The organism is Nitrosomonas sp. Is79A3 (genome assembly GCF_000219585.1).
Classification (GTDB): Bacteria; Pseudomonadota; Gammaproteobacteria; order Burkholderiales; family Nitrosomonadaceae; genus Nitrosomonas.
The window spans coordinates 1,308,907-1,321,535 of the sequence record NC_015731.1; the positions used below are offsets into that span (position 1 = coordinate 1,308,907).

Annotated in this window: 11 protein-coding genes; 9 read left to right on the forward strand and 2 right to left on the reverse strand. The window is 44.7% G+C overall.

Annotated elements, in window-relative coordinates; genetic code table 11:
* Positions 1-17 precede the first annotated feature (17 nt).
* The 6 genes from NIT79A3_RS05905 to NIT79A3_RS05930 all read left to right on the forward strand — a co-directional run bounded on the left by NIT79A3_RS05905 (position 18) and on the right by NIT79A3_RS05930 (position 6,215).
* Positions 18-647 carry a class I SAM-dependent methyltransferase gene (locus tag NIT79A3_RS05905; protein WP_013965325.1) on the forward strand — a complete coding sequence of 210 codons (630 nt, stop codon included), beginning with the start codon at positions 18-20 and terminating at the stop codon, positions 645-647.
* 182 nt (positions 648-829) lie between these two features.
* On the forward strand, positions 830-2,383 hold the full coding sequence (locus tag NIT79A3_RS05910) for a hypothetical protein (RefSeq protein WP_013965326.1): 1,554 nt from the start codon (positions 830-832) through the stop codon (positions 2,381-2,383).
* A 116-nt stretch (positions 2,384-2,499) separates the two neighbouring features.
* The gene (locus NIT79A3_RS05915; RefSeq protein ID WP_013965327.1) at positions 2,500-3,237 is read left to right on the forward strand and encodes a hypothetical protein; all 738 of its coding nucleotides are present in this window, start codon (positions 2,500-2,502) and stop codon (positions 3,235-3,237) included.
* Positions 3,238-3,500: 263 nt separating this feature from the next.
* On the forward strand, positions 3,501-4,373 hold the full coding sequence (locus NIT79A3_RS05920) for a sulfotransferase domain-containing protein (RefSeq protein ID WP_013965328.1): 873 nt from the start codon (positions 3,501-3,503) through the stop codon (positions 4,371-4,373).
* A 10-nt stretch (positions 4,374-4,383) separates the two neighbouring features.
* Positions 4,384-5,151, forward strand: coding sequence for a polysaccharide deacetylase family protein (locus tag NIT79A3_RS05925; protein ID WP_013965329.1), 768 nt, complete (start codon positions 4,384-4,386; stop codon positions 5,149-5,151).
* A 146-nt stretch (positions 5,152-5,297) separates the two neighbouring features.
* Positions 5,298-6,215 (forward strand): sulfotransferase, encoded by a 918-nt coding sequence (locus NIT79A3_RS05930; RefSeq protein ID WP_013965330.1) that lies wholly within the window; start codon positions 5,298-5,300, stop codon positions 6,213-6,215.
* A 590-nt stretch (positions 6,216-6,805) separates the two neighbouring features.
* Here the strand turns inward: NIT79A3_RS05930 and NIT79A3_RS05935 are convergent.
* Complete coding sequence (locus NIT79A3_RS05935; RefSeq protein WP_013965331.1) at positions 6,806-7,942, reverse strand: IS4 family transposase; 1,137 nt, start codon at positions 7,940-7,942, stop codon at positions 6,806-6,808.
* A 222-nt stretch (positions 7,943-8,164) separates the two neighbouring features.
* On the opposite strand from NIT79A3_RS05935, the gene NIT79A3_RS05940 reads away from it, so the two are divergent.
* The 3 genes from NIT79A3_RS05940 (at position 8,165) to NIT79A3_RS18195 (ending at position 12,148) form a co-directional block, all read left to right on the forward strand.
* Positions 8,165-8,833: a methyltransferase domain-containing protein gene (locus NIT79A3_RS05940; protein WP_013965332.1), complete on the forward strand. Its 669-nt coding sequence runs from the start codon at positions 8,165-8,167 to the stop codon at positions 8,831-8,833.
* Between the two features lie 121 nt (positions 8,834-8,954).
* On the forward strand, positions 8,955-10,259 hold the full coding sequence (locus NIT79A3_RS05945; protein ID WP_013965333.1) for an IS5 family transposase: 1,305 nt from the start codon (positions 8,955-8,957) through the stop codon (positions 10,257-10,259).
* 251 nt (positions 10,260-10,510) lie between these two features.
* Positions 10,511-12,148 (forward strand): transposase, encoded by a 1,638-nt coding sequence (locus tag NIT79A3_RS18195; RefSeq protein WP_013965334.1) that lies wholly within the window; start codon positions 10,511-10,513, stop codon positions 12,146-12,148.
* Here the strand turns inward: NIT79A3_RS18195 and NIT79A3_RS17735 are convergent.
* On the reverse strand, positions 12,145-12,468 hold the full coding sequence (locus NIT79A3_RS17735; RefSeq protein WP_049785340.1) for a hypothetical protein: 324 nt from the start codon (positions 12,466-12,468) through the stop codon (positions 12,145-12,147). The two genes, NIT79A3_RS18195 and NIT79A3_RS17735, sit on opposite strands and share 4 nt — an antisense overlap.
* Between the last annotated feature and the right edge of the window lie 161 nt (positions 12,469-12,629).

Genomic DNA, 12,629 nt, shown 5'->3' on the forward strand with positions numbered 1-12,629 from the left:
TTTACAATGAGGAATTAATGGATCCGCGAATTGGTTGGATGATTGGATTTGTTACAGGAAAATCCGTATTGGATTTGGGATGTGTGCGGCACTCAATTGAAGAAACAGAAAAACCAGGGTGGCTTCATAGCGAGATTAAAAAGGTAGCGCGAAGGGTCGTTGGTGTCGACTACTTGGAACAACCTGTTTTACAGTTGAGGCAAAAAGGATATGAAGTGGTCTGCGCAGATGTTGAAGTGATGCAATTGGATGAGAAGTTTGATGCGATTGTCGCTGGAGACTTGATTGAGCATCTGAACAACTTTGGTAAGTTCATAGAACGCGTAAAGGAGCATCTGAATCCTGATGGGGTATTCATACTGACAACTCCAAATCCGATCAATCCGTTGCGCTTTATTAGTGTTCTTCTTCGTGGAGAGAGCGGTGCAAATTCAGAGCACACTTGTTGGTTTACGGAGCAGGTGATACGGCAGCTTTTCGATCGATACAACTTTGAGGTAATTGATGTCCGTTACGTAGATGATTCATACCAGTATTATCGTGGCTGGAAATGGATAATATTCTTTCCGATCAATTATATATTAGTCAGGTTTCGGCCAAAATTCGCAGAAACCCTTTGTATAGCTTTTAAATTGAAGAGTAGTTGACGTGCAATGAATTCTATAGTCTTACAAGTGGATCGGAAAATATCGATTACGCGTAATAGAAACGATTTTATTTGCCATTTTATATTGTGTTGCCAATAATTCCGGTGGCTGGAAATGTCGCTTATTGCTTGGTCTGGTTTGATAGACGATGACATAAAAGCCATATTACTTAACAAAACGAATTGATTATTTTGAAAGCATCGACTTTTTTAAAGGCTAATAATAATCCCCGTTCGGGGGTGTTAACTATTGCTCTAATATTGATTAGTATTTTATTTTTGTCAGTGTTAAGCGGCATACTTGCAGCGTTTGGTAATTTATATCTTCTACTTGCTTTGCTGGGGCTGTATGGAGTTTTTTTTATTCTTTCTGCACCCGTGGGCTGGACCGTCTGGATAATATTTTGGGCGGCGTTTCTGATTACTGGGCCGAGTGCCTATTTCTTACGTTTTACGCAGCTTCAATGGCTAACTGTTTTGGTGAGTGCAGCATTATTGTTGCCGGTGCTGTCTTACTTGCTACGTAGCAAAACCAGAATTTCGTCGGCGACAGTCTCAAGTAATCTTTTATGGCCTGGTATCTTTCTTCTGCTATTAGCTTTCTCCACTGTCATCACCGATCCTAAATTCGCGGATTTTGTGAATGCATCTCGCCACTATTTGCTCATGTGGCCGATAATGCTGGTTTTTATGTTTGGACTGGTGCGCCAGGAGATGGTGGTGCAATTGTGGAAAGCTCTTATGATTGTAGCGATATTGCAATTTCCCATGGCAATTTATCAATATTTCTTCGTGGCTCTAAAAAGTGCACGGAGTTCTCCCTGGGATGCTGTCATAGGTACATTTCATGGCAATATAGAGGGTGGTGGAGATAGTGCCGCTATGGCTGTCATGTTGCTGCTTGCTATGCTGCTTGGCATTGCGTTATGGCGTGGAGGTAAGTTACATGGAGTATGGATGGCTTTGGTCATAATGTCGGGGCTTGGCGCGTTAGCTCTAGCGGAAGTCAAGGCATCAGTTATGCTGCTTCCGGTTGTCATTGGCCTGTATTACCGTAAAGAGCTATTGCAGCGACCTATAGAAGCGATCGTGGCTGTGGTCGGTGCAATCCTACTTGTTGGCGGTTTGTTATTTGGCTACGAAAAGATTCACTATGAAAATAATCCTGCAGCCGGAATGAATCAGGCTATTTCAACTTATGATCGAATAATAAGAGCGATAGATCCAGAGAATGAAACTGCACAAGGATTGGGACGCGTGGCTCAATTAGTGAAGTGGTGGGATGTCAACGTTAAAAGTGGCGATGTGCACCATAGCCTGTTCGGCTATGGCATGGCAGCAACTTATGCCAGCAGATTTGGTGTGGGCGAATTGGTAGAGCGATATTCTTATCCGATCAACGATACTTCCACTCTTGTTTTGCTATGGGAAACGGGTATCTTAGGACACCTGGCCTTTCTTCTTATACTGCTGTCTGGTGCGCAAACCTCGGGGTGCTCCGCTAAAAATGAAGCTATTCCAGAAATTCATCGTTTACTCCTCAGAGTGGGCGAAACCGGTCTATTGTTGCTTGCCATTACCTTGCCTTATAAGCAATTTCATTTCTCTTCTGTTCCCATCCAGTTCCTGATGATGCTGATGCTAGGTCAGGCAGCCTATTGGTCACATTTAGTAAGTAACAATCTCGGTCGTTTAGATGCAAAAACTAAATATATGCCTTATGCAAAAATTCCTTAAAGAAATAGGCTATGTCATCGTTTACTTGTAATTCCCGTGGTCTTGGCGCAGGACGCGCGGAGCCAATTTTTATTAAAATAATCGAGAATTGAGATCTGATATTTGTGGGAGTGTTAATGACTGAATCTATTTCTAAACAGATGATGCGTCGTATATTGCAGATGGTTATTTCTTATTCACCTATTCCTGGGTTGAAGTGCAGTCTACGATCTCTGCTTTTAAAAGCAAAAGATGGACTTCATCCTTCTTTGTTATGCCAATCCGGAGAAATTGTTGTTCTAGTGGGGGTGCATAGAATTGATACTGTGATGGAATGGTCGGAATCTGTTGGCGCCACAGGTAAGCTGGTGTTGGTTGAAGCCATTCCCCGATACTTAGATAATATCAAGTATAATTTAGAGACTCATCTAAATTGGGGTATCAATAATATTGTGTATGTCGCGAAAGGTGTATCTTCCAGACGTGAAGCAGGTAACATTGAAGTTGGAAGAAAAGCGGATTTTAATAAGTTAGCCGGGCGTCGAATAGAAGACGGATTGTCAGGAAATGATTTTATCGGCATCGAAAGTATAGAATTAGACACGCTTGACAATATTATGTTTGATTTAGGGATCTATAACATTAATCATATCCACATGACAATAAGCGGCTTGGAATTGGAGGCCCTTAAAGGAATGACTAGGATTCTTGATACACGTGATTTATCAATTCTAATTCGATCCTTGCATTCCAAGGATGGCGAATTGTTGCACTCCCAGGTAATGAAGGAATTGAAAAAATCCGGTTTGCATGTGATTGCAGGGAAAAAAGTTCAAAGAACTGCAGGGAGAAATATATATGCTTTCCGAGATTAAAAAATTAATTAACTCATCTTACCTTAGGAAAGTAGTGATTAGGTTCCTCGTCAAACCCTCGCGAAGGGTGAGCTGTCGATTGTCCTCGCGTCAAACTATAAATTTAATTAACTTATCCAGAGTTTTTCTAAAGGGGGTAAGAGGAGCCGAAGATATTAGCTTAACTACCATTCGCCCTATGGTTTTGATTGGTATTATATGAATAAACATTATGTATCTATAGTTTTTGCGTCGTGCAACATTTTATATTTGGTTATATATAAATGAAGGTTGATTTCATAGGTATTGGAGCACAAAAGTGCGCGTCTACCTGGGTACATGGTGTTCTATCTGATCACCCAGAAATAGGGGTTTATTCAGGAAAAGAGGTTGATTATTTCTCAAACTATTATAATCGCGGTTATCAATGGTATGAAAGTCAATTAGGTGATGTTGATGCTGTGAAAACGCGAGGCGAGGTGTCCACTTCATATTTTTCTGATAGCGATACCCCTAGTCGCGTATTTCTCTATAATCCAAATATGCGAATCGTGCTTTCTCTACGAGATCCGATTGAAAGAGCTTACTCCAATCATTTAAATGAAATTAAATTATGCCATTTGACTGGCCAGAATCTTGAATTTGAGAACGGGCTAGCAAATAACCCCATGTACCTTGAGCAGTCACACTACGGAAAGCAACTTGCTCGCTGGTTAGCAATATTTCCAAGAGATCAGATACTAATAATTTTCCAGGAGGAAATTCGCGATGACCCCTTCACGCAAGCAAGGAATTTGTATCGTTTCTTGGGTGTGACTGAAGACCATCAATCCTGGTTCCTGGAGAAAAAAGTGAATGAGAGTTTAATCAATAAAAATACAGGGTTGGATCTGTTTCTCAAGCGCTTAGGGAGGCTCTGTCGGTCTTTGGGCGGTGGCGGAGTGGTTCAAGCAGTTAAGAGAAATGATTGGGTTCGTCAGTTACGCCGCAACTATAATCAGATTGAGCTACGTCAAGTGATTCCACCCATGCGCGAGGAGACAAGGAAGTATTTGCAAGATATGCTGGCTGATGATATGCACGAACTTGCACATCATCTTGGGCGGAAAGATTTGCCTTGGCCAAGCTGGATGGCATTGTGTAAAAAATCAAGTTGAGAGTCTGTTTATGCCAGTGACGATGCTTATGTACCATGTAATTGCGATTCCAAAGAATGCTGCTGAGGCTCGGTTTTGTCGAACGCCAGATGAGTTCCGAAAGGATATGGAGCAAATTCGGCAGGCTGGTTACCAAGTCCTTTCTTTTGCGAGGGTATTGGATGGGATAGCAGGTAGAATCGAGCTTCCAGATAAGGCTGTGGCGATTACATTTGATGATGGAATATCATGCGCATATGAAAACGCTTTTCCGATACTGCAGGAATTCGATTATCCAGCTTCAGTTTTTGTTGTAGCCGGCCGTATAGGCGGGTATAACGACTATGCTGAAGTTTTTGGATTCCCACGCAGGCGCATGCTTACCGCCTCTGAGATTCGTGCTTTGGCAGGATCTGGTGTGGATATAGGTAGTCATACTGTTAACCATCTTTGGCTTGGAAAGATCGAGAAGGATGTCGTAGCTAAAGAAGTTCATGATAGTAAGGCGGCATTGGAAGATATACTTGGTAAACAAGTGCCTCACTTCGCGTATCCCTTTGGAAGTTGGAGCTCGTTAGCACGGAATGCTGTCATAGAGGCTGGCTATACAGGAGCATGTTCGACTATATCTGGACGCAATCAGAAGGGTACAGACCCATACCTTTTGCGCCGTTTGGAAATAAAAGGGAGCGATGCCCCGTGGCAGTTTCGCTTGAAATTAAAATTTTCGACCGATGATATGCCGCTAATTTCTGATGCACGCCGTATAGTGAGCCAAACACTGAAGAAATTGAGGTAATTTCGCTACGTGTGATTGGCGCGGACTATTAACGAAAGAATTTTTGCCTTTCCTTGTGATATGGAAAGTCGGCGGATAGTTAATGGCTGACAATTGCTATCTGCTGTTTGTTTGCGAGACTGCGTTTAAAGATTTAAGGTGTCGGTATGAATAGAAAGAACAGAGTAGTATTCCTTCTTGGAGCGGGCCGCTCCGGTACTACATTACTCTATAAGATACTATCCATTCATCCTAGTGTATCCTATTTAAGCAATTACCAAATGCGCTTCCCAAAGTGGCCTTCTTTGGCTTACTTGCATCATATTCTCAACCAGTTTCCTGAATTGAAGCGTAAGTCATGGTTCAAAGAGCAGGGTAATGCTTACTTCAATGAAGGGCGCAGGTGGCTGCATTCTATTGTACCAACTCCATACGAGGGTGAATCGGTGTATGCCAGTTGCGGAATTCCACGAACACCCGCTGTTGACTATCTTCTGCAGCCTCAATCGTCGGGATGTTTGCAAAACAGATTTGACCGTATTCGCCAGATGTCCCATGGGCAAGTATTGTTGACCAAACGTACTGCCAATAACCGCCGTATACCAATTCTCAAACAGATATTTCCTGATGCAAAGTATATACATCTAGTCAGGGATGGTCGTGCGGTTGCCTATTCTTTGCTACGTGTCGCTTGGTGGAACGACCACATTTTATACTGGGCGGGCAAGACACCACAGCAGATGATTGCAGCGGGCTTTAATCCCTTGGAACTTGCAGCGAGAAACTGGATTGAGGATATGCAAACACTGGAGCAAGGAATTGCTTTAATTCCGAGCAGCCAGTTATTGGAGGTGCGATATGACGATCTGCTGCAAGACCCCTGTGGTCAATTGCAGCAAATCCTTGATTTCATGGAAGTGAAAACACAAGCAGATGAAACTTTCTGGGAGATCATAGAGTCCTTGCAAATCGCACCAAAACAGGAGAAGTGGGTCCGCAACTGGACTGAATCAGAATTGAATTTGGTACTTGCTCTACAGAAAGATGCTCTGCGCCGCTGGGGATTTATTACAACTGACGAATGAGATGTGCTGACAAAAATGGAATCCATATGTGTAAACGCTGAGTTTAAATTAACTACCTGTGCTGGTTGAGAATTGACCAGACTGAGAGAGAGATATCCAGGGGGTGTAAAGCTTGAAGCGGCTCCCATGAACTGCACAACCTGAGGGCAGAATTAAGCTCTGCTAATGCTAGTTAATCAAGCTCAGGCAGCCTGATGAATTGCTTGATATTGATAATAAAGGCTATGTCACAATTTGTTGTTAGAAATGACTTTCAAAATAACACGATTCATTTTTAATCAATTGGTTATGTGTTTTTATGGCTATCAAAAAATCATTTGCCATCAGTGAATTAGAAAATTCAACAATCAACTGTTACATAACCATAATAAACTTCATTGGGAGTTTGGTTATCAAGACCTTGATGAAAACGTTCCTGATTGTACCAGTCAAACCACTGAGTCAAACTTTTTTCTGGCTTTATATGATTGGTAGTGGGTAAAAAAAAAGTCAAGTTCGCCTACCATGAAACCGGGCGTTATTTTGATGATGCTGACTTGAATGCCTGTTTGGTGAGGTAAGTTAATTCTCGTGGATGCTACTCATGGCGTTTATTGTTGACAGTGTATTTTAACTGATGCATCCATTTGCACCTCGGTATTTTTAACCAATTGATCGATAGGTGTTTTCTCGAAAAGAGTCAGGCTTAAAATCTGTAGAATTGTGTAAAGCGAAGCTTCGGTATTGAGCCGCTTTTTCACGATGGCAACCAAGACATAAACCGATATGGCAATCCATATCTGCGTTTTGACTGCGTTCTCAGTAGTTCCGTAGAAACGCTTGATACGAAGATGTTGCTTGATCCACTTGAAGAATAGTTCGACCTGCCAGCGACAACGATAAAGCTGAGCGATGGTCAGCGCAGGTAAGTCGAAGTTGTTGGCTAGAAATACCAGATGCTTGTCGTGTTCTGCATCGTAGAACTTGATACGCCGCAGGTGCTGAGGATAATCCTTGCTAGCCTTGGGAGCCCTTAGGGCAATGGTTTGGTCACAGCGCAGTCCGGTGGATTTGTCCACGGAGCGAGAGTAGACGCGGCGAAAAAGCAGATTGGATTTAGCGCGTGTTACAAAAAATGCTTGTGCTTGGTGCATGGTGTACCAGCGAGAAAAATCGGTGAAGCCCCGATCCATGATGTAAAAGCTGCCAGCTTCGGGTGTCAGGATGTCGAACACATTGACCTCGTGCATCTTGCCATCGCTGATATGAATGAAGGTTGGAATATTGCCGCGCAGGTCAAGCAGCGTATGCATCTTAACGGCAGCCTTGGTGGAGCGGAAGCGTGCCCACGGAAAGACGCTCAAGCACAAGTCAATGGTCGTGGTATCGAGTGCGTAGACCGTTTGTTCCAGCTCGACAGCAAAGCTGTCGCTGGCGTAAAGCTTTCTGGCTGTCTGGATCAGGCTCATCGCGAAATCCATATAGATGCGGCAGTCGCGCTGCTCGTTGGCATCAGCCAACGTACTCTTGGCGATGTTGCCTCGTATGCCCAAATGGTAGAGCTTGGCTTGGTGGGCGCGCAGACTCTCGCGGTAAGTCAGTTGTGCGAAGGCCATGCACAGAAACTGATCGAGATGCGAAAAAGTCTTGGTGGGATATTTGGAGGGGTAGCGTTGCACACAGCGACGGAATGTGTGAAGGGGTAAATGCTCTATGAGTTGTGCGAAGACCAATTTGTCTGAATTTATGATGAGAAACCACGTAGATAAACTTCCAGTTTCGCAAAAAATTCACTTCCAAATCGGTGACACCCCAAAACATACTATTTGATTCTACAGATCAATCGCTTATACAATCATCTTGGCTAAATTGCCGGATACTACTGAAAAGACATGAATAAATATGCTCCGCGCACCATAAAGTAAGGCCACAGGGAACCGCAAGTTGAATCTAAAAAGAGGGTAGTATATATGACAAGAGCTGATAAGAGTCTCATTACGAATATTAAAGATCGTATTAAGTTTGCATCAAGAGAAAACAAGATGAATCAATTCTATAGTCTTTGTTCTGGAACAGAGAAAATACTGGATGTTGGTGTCTCGTCTGAATGCAAGGCTGGGGGAGCAACAAGAAATTATTTTTTAAAAACTTTCCGCTTTGCACCTGAACAGTATACTGGACTGGGAATCCAAAACATGGATAGCATGGATAAGTTATTTCCAGGAAAACACTTTGTGCAGTATAACGGGGAAAAATTTCCATTCGATGACATGTCGTTTGATAGAGTCTTTAGCAATGCCGTAATTGAACATGTTGGTGATGAGGCGAGGCAGCTATTTTTTCTGAAAGAAATGCTAAGAGTAGGGAGTGTTGTTTATTTTACAACACCAAATAAATTTTTCCCGATAGAAACTCACACGTTGGTTCCATTTTTACATTGGAATAACACATTGTTTTATGTTTGGTGCAAGAAATTCAGACCATTCTTTAACCAGGATACCTTGTATTTGTTTTCGTATAATCGTCTAGAGAAACTTCTTAAGTTATCTGGGTGCGCTTCTTACAAAATTATTCGCAACAGATTTTTGGGGATTCCGATGACCTATACAGTTATCTGTAACAGACTGAAAATTAATTAGTCAGCCCTGAAATATCTATAAGCTCCTGATATTAGTTATAAATGCACTGATTCTTAATGATCATAACGACCGGAAATGTTAAAATATCCAAGTGTTTTCTGGTCGAAATGGTGATTAATAAATGCTAAGACATAGCGGTACGATTCATCAACCGAATTTGTTTGGAACAGATTTGTTGATGCAACTTGATCCCAATGATTTGTTGCTGAAGCTTGCATCAGCGATACCCTGGCAAGAATTTGAGGAATCATTTTCCATCCATTACGCGGCGGCGGCAGGTGCGCCGAGTAAGCCGATCCGGCTGATGGTTGGGTTATTGATACTGAAGCAGTTAGAGAATCTGAGTGACGAATCGATAGTATTGCAGTGGAAGCGCAATCCTTATTACCAGGCCTTTTGCGGCATGAAAGAATTCCAGCAGAAGCTGCCTTGCCATAGCACGGAGCTGGTGCATTTTCGCAAGCGCATAGGTGCGCAAGGTGTAGAGCGGATTTTCCGGATGAGCGTTGGTTTGCATGGGGAGTCAGCGCTGGAAGATGTGGTTCATGTTGACACGACTGTGCATGAGAAGAACATCACGTACCCGACAGATAGCAAACTAGCGATCAAGATTATCAATCGCCTCAACAAGATTGGCCCCGTCCACGGCATTTCACAGCGGCGCACTTTCGTCAAAGAAGTGAAGTCACTGCGCCTGGATATTCGGCACTACCGGCACGTGAAGAAAAGAGCCAAGGCCAAACGCGCATTAAAGCGGCTCAGAACCATTGCAGGTGTCTTGATACGGGAGCTCAGGAGAGAATTACCGCAGTACTGTCTGTTTGAATGCTATCAACGGGACTTTCTGTTGTATGAGCGCGTATTACGGCAACAGCAAAACGATAAGAACAAGATCTACTCATTGCATGAACCGCAAGTGTACTGTGTCGCCAAGGGGAAAGACCACAAACAATATGAGTACGCTAGCCAAGCATCGGTCGCCAGTACCGCAAAAGGTAATCTGATCGTCGGCGTAATCAGTCACGAACAGAATCTGCATGACAGCAATACGTTACCAGAGATCTTGCGTCATGTTGAGATTTCGCGCGGGAAAGCAGCTAAGCAAGCCGTATGCGATCGCGGCTACCGCGGCAAACGTGAAGTCAATGGAACCCAGATCATTTTGCCTGGAAAGGCATTAAAGAAGGATACCCGATACCAGAAAGACAAGAAGCGAAAACAGTGCAGGAGGCGTGCCGCGATTGAACCCATTATCGGCCACCTGAAATCGGATTATCGAATGGCGAGGAACTATCTGAAAGGCGCTATTGGCGATCGCATCAACCTGCTGATGGCTGCTGCCGCCTGGAATCTGAAACAATGGCTGCTGGCCATTTTTTGGCTCTTTTTCCCATGGCGGAAACTGCAAATTTATCGGATTCCTTGATGGAAATTTAAACTACCAGGGCATGCATTTTAGTAGGCACCAGTTTTCTCGGGTAGCTTTTCCAGAACAACTGTCGTTTGATACTTTTTCAGGGTCGACTAAGTAAATAGTTTACTCTGAAATATCCACAAGCACTTGATATTATGCTGGAATGATCTTATTCTTAAACCTATTTTCCTCAGTTGATTCCAGTAAAATTGCCACGAATGTATTTCTGGTAAGGGTTTTCGACAGAATAGGAGGCTCACCCAATGGGTGAAATTAAATTTGAGAAGAAGACACTGGTCGAGGCGATCAATACTACTTTGCAGGAGACGGAACAAACGACGGCTGAACAAAGCGTAGCCACTCCTGGTGGCCGGTTTCACGTTCGCTGGGACGAAGGCGGAAGCGCCACAGCACTGGGGCAATTACCATTCTTTGCCGAGTTTTTGGAAGTTTCTGGGTTATTCACCCGCTGGGTGGATGGATGTCCAATGGATTACACCAGTCCCAACGCACCCAAGGTAGTTGATGTGCTTGGCACCTGGCTATTATCGATCTTGGATGGACAGCGGCGCTATGCACATGTTGCCGGGCTGCGCGGCGATGAAGTTGCTCCCCGGATACTCGGCATGAACAAGATCATCAGTGACGAGAGTCTGCGTCGCGCACTGGCGCACTTGGCACCGGCCCCATGCAAGAAGTATGGTAGCGAAGAAGAACGCGCTGCCCACGCAGTCCAACTGGCGAAGAGCACAGCATGGATGGATAAAGCCCTGGGTGAGAGCATCCAAGAATCTTTACGCACGCCCTGGATACTCGATGCCGACACCAGCGTCAAACTGTTGTATGGTCACCAGGCAGGTGCCGAGATTGGCTACAACCCAACCAAGCCGGGACGGCCGAGCCATACTTTGCACACCTACTGGATCGGCAACATTCGACTGGTGCTCGATGTCGAGGTACAAAGCGGTAAAGCCAGTGCGGCGAAACATAGCCTACCGCGCCTGTGCCGGCTAATTGAGCGACTCGCCGCCGAGGAACGCTCCGCCCTGGTGCGCGGTGACAGTGCCTTTGGTAATGAAGGTGTAATGGTCGAGATGGAGCGAATTGAACAGCACTACCTCTTCAAGCTACGGCAAACTGCCGGAGTTAAGCGCCTGATCGAGCGGCAATGGCAGCAAGGCGACTGGCAGAACGCGGGGCAAGGCTTTGACGCGGTGGAAGGCAAGCTTCGGCTGACGGGTTGGAGTGGTGCGCGGCGTGTAGTGGTACTGCGGCGGCGAATCAAAGACAGCATGGCGGCAGCCGAGACGAGCAATGAGAACCAGCAGCCGATGCTCCACTTCATTGACCATTCAGACAAGGTTAAACTCTGGGAATACGCTATATTGGTGACCAATACAAACTACTCCCTCGACGCCATTGGCCAGTTATACCGGGATCGGGCCGACTGCGAGAACGGCTTCGATGAGCTGAAAAACCAATGGGGTTGGGGTGGCTATACCACGCAAGACCTGGAACGTTGCAACCTCTCAGCGCGAGCAGTCGCGCTCATCTACAATTGGTGGAGTTGGTATGTCAGACTGGCACACCCGAAGACACGCCTGGAGGCAATCACTAGCCGTCCCATGTTGCTCAGCGGCATTGCCCGCCTGACCCAGCATGCCGGTCAATCCCGATTGCTGCTCACTCTGACTCACGCAGCCGGAGATCATATCAAGTCGATGATCTCCAATATACGAAAAGGTCTTGATCATGTTCTGGCAAATGCGCCTCAGTTGACCATAGCGGATCATTGGGGCGTACTTGTACGCTATATCATTAACAAAATTATTGCGACCAGACCGAAAAATTCACAGCTCCTCGGTTTCCTTCCACCCTCTTTGGCCATTGGAGTGACCTAACAGAGGAATTTAGGTTTAATGGCAGCACTGCCGCTACTTTTAAAAGCGAATACTCCACCATCGTATATTCCCGCTTTCAAGTAGTCTGGCGCGAGAGCCATTCTAAGATTGAATGATTTTAATTGAAGAAGAATGACAAGCCGTTTATTCTGTGTGGAAAGTTCAGAAAGTCGCTGCTCAATGGATGTGAAATCATACACACCATAGGATGTTTTCAGTTCTGCCCAAGTATAACGAATTTGCACCCCGCGCAAGGCTGGCGTGCTCTTCAGTTCGTTGTATACTGCTGCCATATATTTAGAATTATTTTTATCGCCCATAATTGTATAATAATGACCCGGATGTCATTTGATCGGATCAGATACTGGCGCATATGTGGCGGTGATCGCGTATGCAGCTAACAAGGTAACTAAAGCCATGCGTATGACAAATAATGACGCGATTAATAGATTATAGTTTTGTCTAGTTACAATGGAGGGGT

Coding starts and splice junctions, on each gene's coding strand:
- NIT79A3_RS18195 (WP_013965334.1), top strand. CDS start 10,511: ATGGGTGAAATTAAATTTGAGAAGAAGACACTGGTCGAGGCGATCAAT.
- NIT79A3_RS05940 (WP_013965332.1), top strand. CDS start 8,165: ATGACAAGAGCTGATAAGAGTCTCATTACGAATATTAAAGATCGTATT.
- NIT79A3_RS05920 (WP_013965328.1), top strand. CDS start 3,501: ATGAAGGTTGATTTCATAGGTATTGGAGCACAAAAGTGCGCGTCTACC.
- NIT79A3_RS05915 (WP_013965327.1), top strand. CDS start 2,500: ATGACTGAATCTATTTCTAAACAGATGATGCGTCGTATATTGCAGATG.
- NIT79A3_RS17735 (WP_049785340.1), bottom strand. CDS start 12,468: ATGGGCGATAAAAATAATTCTAAATATATGGCAGCAGTATACAACGAA.
- NIT79A3_RS05905 (WP_013965325.1), top strand. CDS start 18: ATGGATCCGCGAATTGGTTGGATGATTGGATTTGTTACAGGAAAATCC.
- NIT79A3_RS05930 (WP_013965330.1), top strand. CDS start 5,298: ATGAATAGAAAGAACAGAGTAGTATTCCTTCTTGGAGCGGGCCGCTCC.
- NIT79A3_RS05925 (WP_013965329.1), top strand. CDS start 4,384: ATGCCAGTGACGATGCTTATGTACCATGTAATTGCGATTCCAAAGAAT.
- NIT79A3_RS05945 (WP_013965333.1), top strand. CDS start 8,955: ATGCTAAGACATAGCGGTACGATTCATCAACCGAATTTGTTTGGAACA.